At 71.1% G+C, this 15,742-nt stretch carries 16 protein-coding genes; 9 read left to right on the top strand and 7 right to left on the bottom strand.

Features of this window, described 5'->3' with window-relative positions:
- Positions 1-64: 64 nt before the first annotated feature.
- A complete protein-coding gene (locus tag ABN273_RS34220) occupies positions 65-1,681 on the bottom strand; it encodes a hypothetical protein (protein WP_349453231.1) in 1,617 nt (538 codons plus the stop codon).
- A 20-nt stretch (positions 1,682-1,701) separates the two neighbouring features.
- A complete protein-coding gene (locus ABN273_RS34225) occupies positions 1,702-2,898 on the bottom strand; it encodes a hypothetical protein (protein WP_349453232.1) in 1,197 nt (398 codons plus the stop codon).
- A 298-nt stretch (positions 2,899-3,196) separates the two neighbouring features.
- Between ABN273_RS34225 and ABN273_RS34230 the strand changes: the two genes are divergently transcribed.
- From ABN273_RS34230 to ABN273_RS34245, 4 genes are all read left to right on the top strand, one after another.
- Complete coding sequence (locus tag ABN273_RS34230; protein ID WP_349453233.1) at positions 3,197-4,141, top strand: winged helix DNA-binding domain-containing protein; 945 nt, start codon at positions 3,197-3,199, stop codon at positions 4,139-4,141.
- Positions 4,142-4,210: 69 nt separating this feature from the next.
- Positions 4,211-4,783, top strand: coding sequence for an RNA polymerase sigma factor (locus tag ABN273_RS34235; protein WP_349453234.1), 573 nt, complete (start codon positions 4,211-4,213; stop codon positions 4,781-4,783).
- The gene (locus ABN273_RS34240; RefSeq protein ID WP_349453235.1) at positions 4,776-5,525 is read left to right on the top strand and encodes a hypothetical protein; all 750 of its coding nucleotides are present in this window, start codon (positions 4,776-4,778) and stop codon (positions 5,523-5,525) included. The genes ABN273_RS34235 and ABN273_RS34240 overlap by 8 nt, the downstream gene beginning before the upstream one ends.
- Before the next feature lie 55 nt (positions 5,526-5,580).
- Positions 5,581-7,143: a heparinase II/III domain-containing protein gene (locus tag ABN273_RS34245; protein ID WP_349453236.1), complete on the top strand. Its 1,563-nt coding sequence runs from the start codon at positions 5,581-5,583 to the stop codon at positions 7,141-7,143.
- Here ABN273_RS34245 and ABN273_RS34250 read toward each other — a convergent pair.
- Positions 7,116-7,358, bottom strand: coding sequence for a hypothetical protein (locus ABN273_RS34250; RefSeq protein ID WP_349453237.1), 243 nt, complete (start codon positions 7,356-7,358; stop codon positions 7,116-7,118). The two genes, ABN273_RS34245 and ABN273_RS34250, sit on opposite strands and share 28 nt — an antisense overlap.
- On the opposite strand from ABN273_RS34250, the gene ABN273_RS34255 reads away from it, so the two are divergent.
- From ABN273_RS34255 to ABN273_RS34270, 4 genes are all read left to right on the top strand, one after another.
- Positions 7,320-7,928, top strand: coding sequence for an IclR family transcriptional regulator (locus ABN273_RS34255; RefSeq protein ID WP_349453238.1), 609 nt, complete (start codon positions 7,320-7,322; stop codon positions 7,926-7,928). The two genes, ABN273_RS34250 and ABN273_RS34255, sit on opposite strands and share 39 nt — an antisense overlap.
- A gap of 39 nt (positions 7,929-7,967) precedes the next feature.
- Positions 7,968-8,717 (top strand): Clp protease N-terminal domain-containing protein, encoded by a 750-nt coding sequence (locus ABN273_RS34260; protein ID WP_349453239.1) that lies wholly within the window; start codon positions 7,968-7,970, stop codon positions 8,715-8,717.
- A 154-nt stretch (positions 8,718-8,871) separates the two neighbouring features.
- Entirely contained in the window at positions 8,872-9,747 is an 876-nt protein-coding gene (locus tag ABN273_RS34265) for a hypothetical protein (protein WP_349453240.1), read from the top strand.
- On the top strand, positions 9,747-10,010 hold the full coding sequence (locus ABN273_RS34270; RefSeq protein ID WP_349453241.1) for a hypothetical protein: 264 nt from the start codon (positions 9,747-9,749) through the stop codon (positions 10,008-10,010). Before ABN273_RS34265 ends, ABN273_RS34270 begins: the two co-directional genes overlap by 1 nt.
- 13 nt (positions 10,011-10,023) lie before the next feature.
- Here ABN273_RS34270 and corA read toward each other — a convergent pair whose 3' ends face one another.
- Genes corA through ABN273_RS34285 form a run of 3 tightly spaced genes read right to left on the bottom strand, consistent with a single transcriptional unit; the run spans position 10,024 to position 12,522 of the window.
- Entirely contained in the window at positions 10,024-11,142 is a 1,119-nt protein-coding gene (corA, locus tag ABN273_RS34275) for a magnesium/cobalt transporter CorA (RefSeq protein WP_349453242.1), read from the bottom strand.
- Between the two features lie 20 nt (positions 11,143-11,162).
- A complete protein-coding gene (locus ABN273_RS34280; RefSeq protein ID WP_349453243.1) occupies positions 11,163-11,630 on the bottom strand; it encodes a nuclear transport factor 2 family protein in 468 nt (155 codons plus the stop codon).
- 7 nt (positions 11,631-11,637) lie between these two features.
- The gene (locus tag ABN273_RS34285) at positions 11,638-12,522 is read right to left on the bottom strand and encodes an amidohydrolase family protein (protein ID WP_349453244.1); all 885 of its coding nucleotides are present in this window, start codon (positions 12,520-12,522) and stop codon (positions 11,638-11,640) included.
- Positions 12,523-12,556: 34 nt separating this feature from the next.
- On the opposite strand from ABN273_RS34285, the gene ABN273_RS34290 reads away from it, so the two are divergent.
- Positions 12,557-13,255: a M50 family metallopeptidase gene (locus tag ABN273_RS34290; protein WP_349453245.1), complete on the top strand. Its 699-nt coding sequence runs from the start codon at positions 12,557-12,559 to the stop codon at positions 13,253-13,255.
- Positions 13,256-13,332: 77 nt separating this feature from the next.
- Here ABN273_RS34290 and ABN273_RS34295 read toward each other — a convergent pair whose 3' ends face one another.
- The gene (locus ABN273_RS34295) at positions 13,333-15,555 is read right to left on the bottom strand and encodes a thiamine pyrophosphate-dependent enzyme (protein WP_349453246.1); all 2,223 of its coding nucleotides are present in this window, start codon (positions 15,553-15,555) and stop codon (positions 13,333-13,335) included.
- Positions 15,556-15,742 lie beyond the last annotated feature (187 nt).

A 15,742-nucleotide genomic window follows, 5' to 3' on the forward strand; every position in this document is an offset into this window, starting at 1 on the left:
ACACCTCTGACCCCCGTAGTCCTTCCATTCGTCCTGACGCTGAACTCGCCGCACCCGGCTGTGATCACTTCGCCGATCTTCGAGCTCGTACGGCGGCCGCCAGCGGCGTGTTCGGCCCGGCCGCCAGGATCAGCTCCTCCTGCAGGCGCCGCCTGGCCGCCGGAGTGAGCCGGTGGAACTGCGACCCCGGCACGTAACCGCCCGCCTCCTCGCCCGCCTTGACCTGGCTCAAGAGCCCCGAGTGCCGCAACGCCCGCAACGCCGCCTCCAGCTCGCCGATGGGCAGCTGGGTGTGGCGGCGCAGCTCGTCCACCGGTGTGGGGTGCGGCGACAGCCAGGAGTCCTCGGGCAGCAGCCCCTCAGCCCTCGGGATCGCCACCGAGTGCACCAGTACGAGCGTCAGCACCGCCCGCTCACTCACCCCCAGCCGCGCGCCCGCCGAGCCGCCACCGCTTGCGCCTGACGGCCGGGCCGCCTGCCGGGAGACCGGGGCGCCGTCCGAACCGGAAGCGCCGGCAGCCGCGCCCGTTGCGTCGCCCGCTGGGGCTGCGCCGGCCACGTCGCCCGCAGTGGGTGTGCCGGGCACATTGCCCGCCTTGGCGGCGCGGGTGGCATCGCCCGTCTCGGCTGCATCGATCTCGCTCGCCCGGTCGGCCGCCTCGACGGCTGCGGACGCTGCGTCTGGGGTGCCGCCACCACCCCGGCCGGTCGGCGAGGGCTCGTCCGACGGGGTCGAGCCGGTGCCAGGGGGAGGCTCGTGCGCGGCCTCGGCCTCGAGCCTCGTCAGGGAGGCGGCGTGGGTGTCGTCATAGCCGGAGGTCCAGCGGTCGCGGTGCTGGATCAGCGTACGGCCGCGCCTGGTCAGCAGCTCGCCCAGCGTGTGGCGCAGCGCCGGGTCCCGCAGGGCGGCGAAACGCGCCTCCTGCACCGGCTCGGCGGCGTACTCCACCGCCATGAACGCCGCCACCAGCTCCGCCCGCCGCCGCTCGTCGTAAGCTCCCAGCAGATCGTCGAACTCCGCCGGAGAAGCGGCCTCGACCCGTCCGCCGGCTCCCACCGGATCGGTCTCGGCGGCGGCCACGATGTCGGCGTCACCCACCACGGTGAGCTCGGGGCGTTCGGGATCGGGCAGGCGGCGTACCAGCTCCTGCAGCTGCGCATGCGACTCGACCGGCCACAAGGCGCACCGGGGGCCGAGCGCGACCACGCCGTCGTCCATCAAGACCCACGCCGAGTCGTGCAACCGCCGCAGCGCGCCGATCGCCCAGTTGCGCATCAGGTCGTCGGTGCGGCCGATCAGCGCTCGGTATGTGTCGAGCACCAGCTCCATGGGCGCGGGCTCGCCGGGCCACGGGTCCACGGACAGGTCGGTCCAGCAGCACTTGAGCACGGCGGCCAGCACCCGCCGGGTCTCCCCGGACCGCTCCACCGGGACGGGCGCCACCTGATACTCCTCCAGCAACGACGGCGTCACCCCATCGGGCCACACCGACAGCGCCTGCCCCGTGGAGTCGGGACGCGTCAGCCGCACCATCCCGGGCGGCGCGGGCACCCCGGCGTCCAGCCACAGCGGCCCACCCGACCGCGCCCGCACATGAGCCACGGCCGGGGGCTGGGCCTGCGCCCGCAGGACACCCTTCGAGCGACTCCCCGCCTGCGCCGACGGTCGCTCGCCTGCCAAGTGACGTTCCTCGATGGCCATCAGGTGCGCTCCAGGTAGCCGTGCGAGAGCCAGGCCGGCTCGCGGTCCGGGTCGATCGTGAGCCCGTCGGACCACGTCAGCCGGTAAGGCAGCTCGGGCCGCAGGTCCACGGTCGTCAGGTCGGCGAGCACGCGGCGCGCCGAGGGCCAGTCGGAGCCCAGCACGTCGGCGAGGGCCACCCGCGAAGCGTCACCCAGCAGCGACTCCGCCACCTCTCGCAGCCGCTCCATGGCGGCGCTGGGCGAGGCGTCAAGGGAGGAGTCCGGCCCGGCGTCGGGGAGGTGGGAGCGTGGGGGAGTGGGCTGGGCGGGGGCGGGGCGCGGGGCCTCGTCCACGGCGCGGGCGATGGCAGCCGGGTCGTGCCACGGCGCGGGCGCGTCGAACACGAACCCGTCGAGCACGGCCGCCAGCCGCTCCCGGGACGCGGTCTGCGCGAACGTGCGCCACGTCTCCGTGGGCAGCAACGTCAGGTTGCGCGTGGTGCCCGCCGAGTCGGCCAGGCGGCCGGCGGCGCGGCGCGAGGCGTCGCTGTAGGCGTAGATCGCCGCCCGCAGGTCGGTGCAGACGCGGTCGAGCTCCGGCCACCGGGTCAGGATGGTGCCGTGCAGGCCCTGGGCGCGGCGGGCGATCTCCTCGGTGCCCCACAGCTTGGGCGCCTGCTCGCGCAGCTCCTCGATCGTGCCCATGGTGAGTGTGATCAGCTCCAGCGCCCAGAGCCGGAACGCCCGCGCCAGATTGACCGCGCTCTGCCTGGCCTCCTCCATCGTGGTGCGCGGATCGGCGACGTTGAGGTCTTCGAGCGCCAGCAGCCGGTGCATCTCCGACTGGCCGCCGTCGGACATCATCCGCCTGATGAACATCAGCCCGACGACACTGGTGAACGAGGCCCGGTAACGCAGCTGGTTGGGCTTGGGGAACACCTCGCGGACGGCCCCCAGCCCCTTGAGCACCCGCAGCCGGTTGTCGAACTGGTCGGCCGGATATGCCCGGCACGCGAAACGCATCTGCTCGTGCGTCAGCCACTCCTCGCCCGCCTCCGCGAACGCCGAGAACAGCGTCTCGGCGATGTCGACCAGGGCCGGGTCGTCGACCACCGCGCCGCTGTCGCGCGCCAGCGCGGCGAACATGCGGCGGTAGGTCGACAGGACCGCCTCGTCGGTGAGGACGGCGTCGAGGGTCAGGGGCTGTTCGGACACGGGCACTAAGGTACGGCTTCTCACCGACAGTCTCGCCACGCCACAGCAACCCCAAGTGCGCTACCAGCGAGTACGTACGCACAAGAGACCTACGCTACGTCCGCACAAGAGACCACTGACCGCTAATGTGATGCCCGCGGACAGCGACATCGCCTTCCAGTGTGCCTTTGGCGGGGGGCCTGGCTGGTGGAGATGGAGGTCATGATCGCGGATGCCGGTCGGACGTAAGCACCGCCTGGACCTCACCCCCGGCCAGGCGGAGTTCGTGCAGCCCACGGGAGCACTTCAAGATTCCCGCATGAGAAGCGTCGAGGCCCAGCTCCTGCACCGCCCGCCAGGCCTGGCGGCAGGCGAGGTCGTCAGGCGGCTGGCGGCGATGCAGGCCCAGGACGTCCCCGCGGCCCTGCTCGCCTTCCGCGCCCGCTCCGCCACCCTCACCAGGCAGGACGTCGAGGCAGCCTGGCACGCACGCGAGATCGTCAGGACCTGGGGCCCGCGCGGCACGCTCCACTTCGTCCACGCCGACGACCTCCCCTGGCTGCACGCCCTCACCCGGTCCGCCACGAACACCCTGCGCCGCCTCCGCGAGGAGGGCGTCACCGGCGACGACCTGCCCGCGCTCATCGGCCGCGCCCTCGAGGGCCAGGGCCCGCTCACCAAGGCCGAGCTGGAGGAGCGCCTGGCGGGCCGGGCACGCGGCCAGGGCGTCGTGCACCTGGTGGCGCTGGCCGCCTGCCACGGCCTGGCCGTGCTGGGCCCGCTCAGGGCGGGCAAGCCCACGTACGTGCACGCCGCCGACTGGCTGGGCGCCCCGATCACCCCCGAGCCCGACCGCGACCGCGCGCTCAAGGAGCTGGCCACCCGCTACCGCCGTGCCCACCACCCCGCCGGGCCCGAGGACCTGGCCGCCTGGTCGGGCCTGCCGCTGGGCGAGGCCCGCACCGCCTGGAGCCTCGGCGCCGCCGGCCCGCCGCCCGTCGAGGAGGAGCCCGTGGTACGCCTGGCGCCCGCCTTCGACGAATACCTGATGGGCTGGCGCAGCCGCGACCCGATCCTGGCGGCCGAGCACGAGAGGAAGGTGTTCCCTGGCGGAGGCATCCTGCGGCCCGTCGTGCTGGTGGGCGGCGTGATCAGGGGCGTGTGGGGGCGTAAGGGCGCGCAGGTGAGCGTGCAGCCGTTCGACGAGCTTCCCGGCGGCCTCCTCGACGCCGAGGTCGCCGACGTCCGCCGCTTCCTGAGCTGACCGCGGCGTGAAAGTGATCCGGCGTATCGGGTGATAAGAGATGACCACTGATACGTCGGAGGGCTGTACATGACGGGGGAGACGATCGCGACACCGGTGCCCTGGGCGGCCCGCGCGCCGGGCGCCCTGGACGACGACGCGTTCGCGGAGGTGTTCGACGCCCACTTCGGTGAGATCCACACCTATGTCGCCCAGCGGCTCGGCCCGGACAACGCCGAGGACGTCGTCGCCGAGACGTTCCTGACGGCGTTCCGCAAACGCGCGCACTACGACCCGTCCCGCGCCGGCGTGCGTGCCTGGCTGTACGGGATCGCCACGAACCTCATCGGCAAGCACCGCCGGCTCGAGGCCCGCACCCTGCGCGCGCTCGCACGCTGCGGCCCCGAGCCGGAGTCCCCCGGGCACGAGGACTCGGTCGCGGTCCGCGTCAGCGCCCAGAGCCTGCGCCCGGAGCTGGCCGCCGCCCTGGCCGGGCTGGACCGCCGCGACCGCGACGTCCTGCTGCTCGTCGCGCTCGCCGGGCTGAGCCACGACGAGATCGCCTCCGCGCTCGGCATCCCGTACGGCACCGTCGGGTCCCGCCTGAGCCGGGCGAGGAAGAAGCTGCGTGCCCAGCTCGGGGAGGTGCTCGTCCATGGATGACCTGGAGCGCGTCAAGGAGCTGTACGGCACGCCGCAGCCGGACCCGCACGCCCAGGCCAGGGTGTGGCGGCGGGTGACGGCCAGGCGCCGGCGCAGGCGGCTGTCGTGGCTGATGGTCCCGGTCGTCGCGGCGGCCGTCGCGCTGGCGTTCGTGGTGCACGAACCGCCTGTGTCCGGGCGCTCCGTGCTGCTGGCGGCCGCCACCAGTGCGGCTTCCTGGCCCGCCGCCGAGGGGACGTACTGGCACATCAAGAAGGTGCGGGACCGGTCCGAGGTGACCGAGCTCTGGGCGACCAGGGACGGCCGGGCGTGGACCTCGGACGGCGGCCGGGTCTCGCCCGTCAGCGGCCGGTCGGCGTTCAGCATGGCAGGGCGCGACCTGACGTTCGAGCAGATCCAGAGCCTGCCCGCGGACCCGGCGGCGCTCAAGGAGCGGGTGGCCGCGATGCTGCCGTCGCAGGGCCTGCTCGCCGACGCGCTCAGCGGCCTGCTGTGGACCAAGCCGTCCCCGCCCGCGGTCCGCGCCGCCGCCTACCGCGCGCTGGCCGACCTGCCCGAAGTGCGCTACCTGGGCGCGAGCACTCCTGGCGAGGCGTTCTCGTACGTGCTGCCCGACGGCACGCGGCGCACGCTCGTCATCGACCCGGCGACCTCGCAGGTGCTCTCCTGCACCGACAGCGGGCCGTCCCCGCGCACTGAGCGCGTGATCGAGGCGGGCTGGACCGACCGAGGTCCCCGCTAGAACTTCCCGACGGCGGCGCGTGGGTTTCGCGCTGCCAGAAAACAGGAGCCACGACGTGTTCTGGCGTGCCCGCACGACCTCAGGCAGGGCCATCTGCCTGAGCGGCCAGTTTCCCGCGATCAAGGTGGAGGAGGTGATGGGCGGGCGGGTCACGTTCGCCGGGCTGCCGGCGGTCGAGCTGGGCGCGGAGGTCGACTGGACCGCGAACCCGCACGGCAACCGCTCCTGGGCCCTGAACCTGCACACGCTGCGCTGGATGGGCCGCCTGGTCGCCGAGTACGAGCGCTCGGGCGGGCAGGCGTACCTCCACCGGGCCGCCGACCTGGCCGAGCAGTGGATCCGTGCGAACCCGCGCGGCGGCCCCGGCGTCAGCCCGTGGGCGTGGGCCGAGCACGCGGTCGCGTTACGCGCCCCGGTGCTCGTGTGCCTGAGCGAGCACGTACGGACCCGCCTGTTGTGGGACAGCCTGGCCGAGCACGGCGAGATCCTGGCCGACCCCGCCCTCTACCGCGCGGGCCACAACCACGGCCTGGACCAGGACATCGCGCTGCTGGTGGTCGGTTGCCGGCTCGGCCGGGCGCGCTGGCGCGACCTGGCCGTCCGCAGGATGACCGCCTCCGCCGAGCTGGCCGTCGACGAGCAGGGGGTGCTGCAGGAGCAGGCTCCCCGCTACGGCCTGTACGTGCACCGCCGGCTCGGCGTGGCGCTGCGGGCGATCGGCGAGAGCGGCGCCGAGCCGCCCCAGGGGCTGATCGCCCGGCGGGCGGCGCTGGAGGCGTACGTCGCGCACGCCACCCAGCCCGACGGCTTCCTCGCCCCCATCGGCGACAGCCCCGCAGACGTCCGCGGCGACGGCTTCCCGCACGAGGGTCCGGTGGTGCGGGTGTTCGACGGCGGCTACGTCTTCGGCAGGACCGCCTGGGACGACCCGCGCTCGGCCTACTACTCGATCAGGTTCGGCCCCGGCCGGCGGCTGCACGGGCACGAGGACCACTTGGGCGTCACCTACAGTGCCCAGGGCCGCCGGATCCTGGTCGAGGCCGGGTTCCACTCCTACGAGCGGACCGGTTACGTGGAGTGGACCCGTTCGCCGGAGGCGCACAACGTGCCCGTCGTGGAAGGGACCTTCCGTCCCGGCACCGCCACCCGCCTCGCCGCCTCGTCCGTCGGGTCGTCACGCCAGTGCTTCGAGCTGGCCGACGACGCCTACGGGCCGGACAGGACCCGGCGCGTCCTCGTCAACCACGGGCCCGACCTGATGGCCGTGCACGACTCGGTCGCCGGCGGGACCTTGCGCAGCCTCTGGCACCTCGACCCCTCGCTCAAGGTGGTCTCGCGACGCGACGGCGCGGTGGTGCTCGGGGACGGCGGGGACTGGCGGGTGACGCTGCTGCAGTTCCCCGGATCGGGGATGGGGGTGCGTCCCGGGCTGATCTCGACCGGCTACCTGCGTACCGCCGAGGTGGTGACCGTGCTGTCGCCTCCCGCGCCGGACGTCCTCACGGTGATCGTGCCCGGCGCCGCCGATCCCCGCGTGTCGGTGTCGGGCGAGACCCTGACCGTCCACACCCCGGACGGCCCCGTCACGCTTCACCCCTGGTACAACCAGTCGACGTAGGTGTAGCTGGACATGTCCCTGGTGCGGAACAGCTCGTTGCGCAGCACCCTCGCCACGCCGTCCACATGCCAGATGTCGCCCCACAGCCGCGCCGTCGTCTGCACGCGCGCCGTCCGGGGCGCGCGGATCTCCTGGTACGCGGCCAGCGCCCGGTCCCAGTCAACCGCCTGCTGGCCATGCTGGTCTATCGCGACTTCGCCGTACAGGACGAGCACCACACGTACCTGCCGGGGCCGTTCCTCACCTCGACGCAGGCCACTCCCGGCGGCACGGGCCTGCGCGAGCTGCGCGCCCGGGTCAGGCCCGCGATGGAGGGGCTGTGCGCGCGGGCCGCGGAGACCGTGAACCTCATGGTCAGGGTCGGCACGGAGGTGCGCTTCCTGGACAGCGCGGAGTCGTCGCAGATCCTGCACGTGGGCGACCGGCGGGGCACGATCCTGCCGGCGCGGCTGGCGTCCGGCGGCAAGGTCCTGCTCGCGACGCTGACCCCCGACCAGCTCTGGGACCTCTACCCGGACCTCGCCGACCCGGAGCGCGCCGCGCTGGCGCGCGAGCTCGACGAGGTCCGGGAAATACTCGGATACGCCCTGAACGTCGAAGGCACCGAGCAGGGCGTCTCGGCCATCGGCGCCGCACTGCGCAACGGGAGCGGATCGGCGGTGGCGGCGCTGTCGATCTCGGCGCCGTCCGCGCGCTTCGGGACGGACCGCGTGGCGGCGTTCGCGAAGGAGCTGCGCCGCGCGGTCGCCGAGGCGGAACAGGCCCTGGCCGGCTTCCCCGATTAGCGCATTGCTATGTAACCCCCTTGGGGTTACAGTGGGGGCATGCCAAAGATCAATGTGTATTTGCCGGATGAACTGGCGGAGGCCGTCAAGCAGGCCGGCGTGCCGGTGTCGGCGGTCTGCCAGCGAGCACTGGAGCAGGCGGTGCGCCGGGTGACCGCCATCAGGGAGACCGTCCTGGCGGATCTCGACCTGGAGGAGCCGACGGGGGCGCTGACCCACCTGACGGAGAGAACGCGTACCGTGCTCAAGCTCGCCGCCGACCAGGCCCGTGCGGAGGGTGCCGCGAGCGTCGGCACCGAGCACCTGCTCAGCGGCATGCTGAGCGAGGGCGGCAACCTGGCGCTGCGCGTCCTGCACGCCATGGAGATCGACCCCCAACAGGTCGAACGCGACCTCGCCCACCGCCACCAGCCCGCAGCGGGCACGGAGGCACCTCGAAGCTTCAGCGGGCCCGCGGCCAACGCGCTCGAGTTCGCCGTGACCGAGGCCACCTCGCTGGGCCACAACTACGTCGGTTGCGAGCACCTCCTGCTGGGCCTGGTCGCCGAGCCGGACGGGACCGCCGGCCAGGTCCTGCGCGCACTGGGCGCCGAGCCCAGGCTCACCCGCCGCGCCGTGGTCGCGGCCCTGGCGGGTTATGTCCACCTGCGCGCGCAGGCCCAGCAGGGCGGGCCTGCCACCCAAGGTGGGGATCAGCTCGCGGCGCTGGCCACCGTGGTCAGGAACGAGCTGCAGTCGATCGCGCAGCGCCTGGAACGCCTGGAGCAGCATGTCGGCCTGAACTCCTGAGGGCCTCCCGTGAAAGGCGCTGGCCGCGCGCTCGCTGCCCTTCGCATCGCCCTCGCGGCGCTGATCGTGACGGGCCTCCTGATCGCGGCTTTGTGGTGACCGGTTTTTCGAAACACGTGCGAACAGAGAGTCATCGAGTGGTAACTTTTCGCACATGCCTTCCTCGCAGCACGAGGCGCTCCATCGCATATTCCGCGACAAACCGGAGCTCTATGCCCATGCCTTCAAAATGCTCAACATCGACTTCCCGACCCCGAAGGAAGTCGCAGTGGTCGATACCGACCTGACGGAGATATCGCCGATCGAGCGGCGCGCCGACACGGTGATGATGTTCACGTCCCTGTGGGGTCGCAAGCACGTCGTCATCAGTGAGTCGCAATCACAGAGAGACGACCGCAAGATCTCCGCGTGGGCCTATTACATCAGTCACGCGCACATCAAGTTCGGCTGTTCGGTGACGCTCATGGTGATATGTCAGGACGCGGCCACGGCCAGATGGGCCCGCGAGCCGAAGCCGATCGGCCTGGCCGGTCATCCCTCTCTGGTCGTGCGCCCCATCGCGCTCGGTCCCGACATCGTGCCCGCGATCACTGATACCGCCGAAGCGTGCACGGACGCGGTGCTCACCATGTACTCGGCGCTGACACACGCGCAATCGCCCAAGGTCGATGCCATACTGAAAGCCCTGGACGTCGCGCTGACCACGATCGACACCGACACCGCCAAGTACATCGCCGAGCAAACGGAAATAGGTCTCGGGGACACCCATGCCCGACAGATCTGGAGGCGTCTGATGACGATGCAGAACTACCGCTTCAAGTCCGAGTTCGCCGAGATGCTCCGGGCCGAGGGCGAGGCCCGTGGCGAGGCGAGGTCCGTGCTGAAGGTCCTGGAGAGGCGTGGCGTGCCGGTCACGGAGTCGACTCGGGAGCGCATCATGGCATGCACGGATCATGCCCTTCTGGAGGGCTGGCTCCTGCGGTCACTCGAGGTCACCACCGCAGAGGAGCTCTTCGAGGGAGACGCCTGATGCCCGCGTGGGATCATCGATTCAATTCCACGGCCGCCCGCAAGCTCTGGGTCGGGGGGTGGGCCGAAGGGCGGGCCGAGGGGCAGGCCGAAGGAGAGATCCGTGGTAAGTCGAAGGCCGTGCTGATGATCCTGGAGGAGCGTAGCGTGCCTGTCACGGAGGCGATTCGGTGGGAGATTCGGTGGTGCAAGGATCTCGACATTCTTGACCGCCGGCTCCTCCAGCCGCTCAAAGTCACCACCGCAGAGGAGCTCTTCGCCTGATCCCAGCCCGGCGTCAGAGCCAGTTCCGCCTCTTGAAGACCACATAAAGCGTCAAGCAGACGGCCGCCATCAGCACGATCGCGAACGGGTAACCGAACGCCCAGTGCGTTTCCGGCATGAAGTCGAAGTTCATCCCGTAAATGGTCCCGACCAGGGTCGGTGCGAAGAGGATGGCCGCCCAGGCGGAGATCTTCTTGACCTCCTCGCCCTGCTGGATGCTCGCCTCGGTCATCCGGGCCATCTCCGCGTTCTGCGCCTGTGTCACCAGCGTCGAGTTGACGACCAGGATGTTCTGCAGCATCGTCCGGAAGGACGAGATCCGCTCCGCCACGGTGATCGCGTGGTCGGCCACGTCACGCAGGTAGCTCTGCAGCTCGTCGTTGACGCCGTACTTGGCCGCCCCCGCGATGAGGCCGTGCAGCATGCCCACCAGCGGCGCCGTGGCGCGCTGGAACTCGATCACCTCGCCGGACAGCTCGTAGACGCGCCGCGACACCGAGGGGTCGCCGCCGAAGACCTGGACCTCGATCTCCTCGATGTCCTTCTGCAGTCCGGCGACCACCGGCGCGTAGCCGTCGACCACCGCGTCGAGGATGGCGTAGAGCACGGCCTGCGGGCCCTGCTGGAGCAGCTCGGGGTCCGACTCCATGCGCTTGCGGACGGCCTGCAGGTCGGGTGCCTCCGCGTGGCGTACGGTGATCACGAAGTTGGGTCCGACGAAGACGTGCACCTCCCCGAAGGCGACCTCCTCGACGTCGTCCAGATAGCGGGCGGCCCGCAGCACCACGAAGAGCGTGTCGCCGTAGCGGTCGGCCTTGGGCCGCTGGGAGCCGACGATCGCGTCCTCCAGCGCCAGCTCGTGCAGCTCGAACTCCTCGCCGAGCTTGACCAGCTCCCACTCCTTCGGCCGGTAGAGGCCGATCCAGGCCATGCTGTCCGGCATCTGCTTGAGCCGCTCGAAGGCGTCGCCGAGCGAGCCGGGGTTGTCGACACGCTGGCCACTCAGGTAGATCGCGTTGTCGATGACGGTCGGCCGGTACGGCCGCTCCTCCGCGGCGCGCGGGTCCATCGAATGCTCGGGCGCTTCCTCACGTACGTCACCGCTGCGCCTGAACCCCTTCACCCTGGCCATGCCTGCCCTACTCCTTGGAACTACGCGAGCTCGTCGAGTCGTTGTACGGCGCGGTCTCTGATGGTCTTGCGCCACATCGGCGTCCACCCGAACAGCAGCCCGTGCGGCCTGCCGAGCGCCATCTTCGACCAGCGCCTGAAGTCGAATTCGTCGTGATGACGGACGATCAGATCGTCCTCGAACCTGAACAGCGCGTCGATCTCGTTCACGACCTCGCGCCCTGTGCTCGAGAACGTGTACCGCGCCGTCCAGTGCGCCGCCCCGGTATGGTCGTCGGCCGTCACGTCACGATATGCGGACTTCACCCCGTCGCGCACGCCGAGCTGCAGCCGCCACATCCTCATCACCCTGGCGCGCCCCTCGACCTCCTGGAAGATCGGATCGCCGAAGCTGATGTCAGGGTGATAGCAGCGCTCCATGGCCGCGAGGTCCGCGCGGTCCAGAGCGTCGAAGAGAGCGCCGATGAGCGCCACGTGCCGATCGTTCACCTTCCTATCAGATCACGGCCGCGCCGTTGTCCCAGCAGACGGCCCGCAACCAGTCCTCGCCCAGCTCAAGCCGGGCGAGGGCGTCCAGTTGATGGGAGTAGGGGTACGGAATTGTCGGAAAGTCGGTGCCGAGCACCACTTTCCCGGAAAGGCCCAGATCAAGCAACGCCGGCCGCAACCGCGCGGGGAACGGCATGCCCGCCTCGGCGAAGTCGGTGAAGGCCATCGTGGTGTCCAGCGCGACCCGTTCGTAGCGGGCGGCCAGCTCGAAGAACGGGTCGTACTCCGGCATCCCCAGATGCGCGATCACCACCCGCAGCCGCGGATGCCTGCGCAGCACCTCGCCGATCGGCCCCGCCCCGATGTATCCGCCGGGCACGGGCACCGAGCTGGCATGCGCCACGACGGGCACGCCCGTGTCCGCCAGCAGCCCCCAGACCTCGTCCAGCTCGGCGGCCCGCGGGTCGAACGCGCCGACCTGCAGGTGCACCTTGAAGATCCTGGCGCCGTCCGTCAGCGCCCGGCGCACGTACTCCACGACCCCAGGCTCGGGGTAGAAAGTCGCCGAAGGAAGGCATTCAGGTGTACGGCTGGCGAAATCCAGCGTCCAGGCGTTGAGGTCGGCCGCCATGTCCGGCTTGTGCGCGTAGGCGAGGGCGGGGAACCTCCGTACGCCCATCGCCCGCAGCCGCTCGACCCGCTCCTCCGCCGGCCACTCGTACTCGATCTTCCAGCCGTTCCCCATCAGCGGGCCACCGTGCCTGAAGTGGTGCCACACGCGGCGCTCCATCCGCTCCGGCAGGAAGTGCACGTGCAGGTCGATCAGGCCGGGCAGACCCAGCCCCCGCCACCAGTCCGGCACCTGCGCGTCAGAATGTTGTTCTGTGGCCACGGATGAGACTTTACCCGGATAGGGTTTTTCTTCGATGGAACAGCTCTGGGCCCACCTGATCAAGGTTCAGCCTGACCCCGACCCCTGGGTCGTGGGGGTCTCGGCTCTGGCCGCGCTCGTGCTCGTCGGCTTCCGCATGCCCTGGCAGGTGTCCAGAGGCCTGATCACGATCGCGCACGAGGGCGGCCACGCGCTGATGGCGCTGGTCACCCGGCGCAAGCTCGAAGGCATCCGCCTCCACTCCGACACCTCGGGCGTGACGCTGACCAGGGGCAGGCCCACCGGGCCCGGCATGGTGCTGACCGCGCTCGCCGGCTACGTCGCGCCCCCGCTGCTGGGCCTGGCCGCCGCCTGGCTGACCGAGATGGGGCACATCACGCTGCTGATCTGGGGCGTGCTGCTGTTCCTGGTCTGCATGCTGCTGCTGATCCGCAACCTGTACGGCGCGCTGATCCTGCTGGCCACCGGCGGCGCCGTCTTCGCTCTGATCATGTACGCGCCGGCCGAGGTCCAGCAGGCCGTCGCCCTGGTCGCGGTCTGGTTCCTGCTGTTCGGCGGGATCAGGCCGATCATCGAGTTACAGCGCAAGCGGCGCAGGCGGCAGGCGAGAGACTCCGACGCGGATCAGCTGGCCAGGCTGACGTTCCTGCCCGGCGGGTTCTACGTGTTCTTCTTCCTGCTGGTATCGGTCGTGTCCGCGGCCTTCGGGGCGTACCTCATGAATCCTCTCTAACCTCGAAAATACCGCTCTGGGCCAGGGCGCCACCGCGACCGTCCAAGCCGGCGTGCGTCCGCGGAGCCGTGGTCCGCTCAACCCAGTAGCTTGCGCGCCGCCTGCTCGATCTCGTCCTCCGACAGCAGCACGTGGTCGGCCGCCTTGCCGAGGGGGATGAAGCTGTCGGCCGAGGTCACCCGCCCGATCTTCCCGGTGAACCCGGCGTCGACCAGCTCCGCCACGATCGCCTCGGACACGCTGCCGGTGTGCCGGGTCTCGTCGGCGATCAGCACGTTGCCGGTCAGCTCCGCCGCCCGCAGCAGGTCCTCCTTCGGCAGCGGCGCCAGCCAGCGCAGGTCGAGGACGCGGCATCCGACGTTCTCCTGGGTCAGCCGCACGGCGGCCCGCAGGCTCATCCGCACGCCGTTGCCGAACGTCACGATCGTCAGATCGCGCCCGTCGCCGTAGGAGCGCGCCCGCCCGATGGGCACGTGCGTCTCCGCCCAGCGCCCGGGCGGCGGATAGGGCGCGAGCCAGCCGCCGTCGCCCTCCTCGAACAGGTCACGCGTGTGGTAGAGCGCGATCGGCTCCAGGAACACGCACACCGAGCCGCACGTGCGCGCCGCCGCCAGGCAGGTGCGCAGCATGGCCGCGGCGTCGTCGGGACGCGCGGGCGAGGCGACGACCAGGCCGGGGATGTCGCGAAGCGCGGCCACCGCGTTGTCGTTGTGGAAGTGCCCGCCGAAGCCCTTCTGGTAGGCGTACGCGGCCACCCGCACCACCATCGGGTTGGTGTACGAGCCGCGCGAGAAGAACGACAGCGTGGACGCCTCGCCGCGGATCTGGTCGAGCGCGTTGTGCAGGTAGGCCAGATATTGGATCTCTGGCACGGGCAGCAGCCCCGACACGCCTGAGCCGAGCGCCAGTCCCAGGATCGCCTGCTCGTCGAGCAACGTGTCGAACACCTGCCCGGCGCCGAACCTCTTCTGCAGCCCCCTGGTCACGCCGTAGACGCCGCCCTTCTTGGCGACGTCCTCGCCGAACACCGTCATCTCCGGGTAGACGGCCAGCGCGTCGGCGAGCGTGCGGTTGACGGCCTGCGAGAGCGTCATCGGCTTGTCGTGCTCGGGCAGCGAGCCGGCGAAGGCCTTCTCCCTGGCCGCGGTCGTGGCCGCCATCGGGCTGATCTTCGCGATCAGCTCGGGCTTGCGCGGCGCGAGCGGCTCCATGATCTCCTTGACGGAGCCGAGCCGCGGGCTGCGCGTCGTCTCGAGCGCGATCCGCAGCACGTGCTCGCGCTGCGACTCGTAAGCGCTGAGCAGCTCTTCCGGCGTGCTCAGCCCGGCCTGCACGAGCAGCGCCGCCGTGCGGACCAGCGGGTCGTGCTCGAGGTCGGCCCTGATCTCCCGCTGGGTGCGGTAGGCCTGCTCGACGTCGGACCCGGCGTGCCCCATGAGCCGCACGGTGGACAGGTGGAGGAACGCGGGGGAGCGGTGCTCGCGTACGTGCTGGACCGCGCGGACGGCGGCGTCGTACGCCTCGGCCAGGTCGCAGCCGTCGGCGGCGAAGTATTCGATGCCGGGGCGCCGCGCGGCCGACTCCACCCAGCCCTTGGGCGTGCGGACGCTGATGCCGATGCCGTTGTCCTCGCACACGAACAGGATCGGCAGCGACTGCCCCTGGTAGGTGGCGTAGGAGGCGGTGTTGAGGCCGCTGAGGGCGCTCGCGTGGTTGATCGAGGCGTCGCCGAAGCTGCACACCGTGACCGCGTCCGCCTGCTGCCACGCGCTCGGCGCGCCGAGCGCCTTGGCGCGCTCGATGGCGAACGCCACGCCCACCGCCCTCGGCAGGTGGCTGGCGATCGTCGAGGTCTGGGGGATGACGGCCAGCTCGGGATGGCCGAACACCTTGTGCCTGCCGCCCGCGATCGGCTCGTCGGCCGCCGCGGTCAGGCCCATCAGCACGTCGCGGAGCCCCTGCTCGGGCAGCCGGCCGGCCTGCTCGGACCTGGTCAGGTAGAACGCGCCCGAGCGGTAGTGGAGCAGGGCCGGATCGGTGGGCCGCAGGGCGGCGGCGACGGCCGCGTTGCCCTCGTGACCGGCCGAGCCGATCGTGTAGAAGCCCTCGTCCCGCGCGCGCAGCCAGCGGGCCGCGATGTCCAGCAGGCGGCTGTCGACCTGGCGTTGGAACAGCCGCACGCACTGCTCGCCGGTCAGGGAGGTGCCCTCGCGGACCGGCCGCCCCGGATCTCGTGCGGGGCCCGCCTTCAGCGTCGCAACCGCCTGGATGAAATGAGTCTCAACTGTGTCCCGCGCCACACCACCGATTATGTCCTCGTTCGGCGCTGACGTCTGCTGGACGCCGCCCACATCTTGTGGACCGGTCCTATTGGCCACGATCTATAACGGTTTGTCACATTCCACAACTTTCGGGCTGATGCGCACGTCTACAGAGACGACATACGTGGCACCCTCAATGCCGCGTTCAACCCCTGGGGTATCCAGA

Source organism: Nonomuraea sp. B19D2 (assembly GCF_040137845.1).
In the GTDB taxonomy this organism is placed as follows: domain Bacteria; phylum Actinomycetota; class Actinomycetes; order Streptosporangiales; family Streptosporangiaceae; genus Nonomuraea.

What these genes read in the sequence shown, in the direction of transcription:
- ABN273_RS34260 (WP_349453239.1), top strand. Translation starts at nt 7,968, where the DNA reads ATGCCAAAGATCAATGTGTATTTGCCGGATGAACTGGCGGAGGCCGTC.
- ABN273_RS34290 (WP_349453245.1), top strand. Translation starts at nt 12,557, where the DNA reads ATGGAACAGCTCTGGGCCCACCTGATCAAGGTTCAGCCTGACCCCGAC.
- ABN273_RS34235 (WP_349453234.1), top strand. Translation starts at nt 4,211, where the DNA reads ATGACGGGGGAGACGATCGCGACACCGGTGCCCTGGGCGGCCCGCGCG.
- ABN273_RS34230 (WP_349453233.1), top strand. Translation starts at nt 3,197, where the DNA reads ATGAGAAGCGTCGAGGCCCAGCTCCTGCACCGCCCGCCAGGCCTGGCG.
- corA (WP_349453242.1), bottom strand. Translation starts at nt 11,142, where the DNA reads ATGGCCAGGGTGAAGGGGTTCAGGCGCAGCGGTGACGTACGTGAGGAA.
- ABN273_RS34240 (WP_349453235.1), top strand. Translation starts at nt 4,776, where the DNA reads ATGGATGACCTGGAGCGCGTCAAGGAGCTGTACGGCACGCCGCAGCCG.
- ABN273_RS34255 (WP_349453238.1), top strand. Translation starts at nt 7,320, where the DNA reads ATGCTGGTCTATCGCGACTTCGCCGTACAGGACGAGCACCACACGTAC.
- ABN273_RS34270 (WP_349453241.1), top strand. Translation starts at nt 9,747, where the DNA reads ATGCCCGCGTGGGATCATCGATTCAATTCCACGGCCGCCCGCAAGCTC.
- ABN273_RS34265 (WP_349453240.1), top strand. Translation starts at nt 8,872, where the DNA reads ATGCCTTCCTCGCAGCACGAGGCGCTCCATCGCATATTCCGCGACAAA.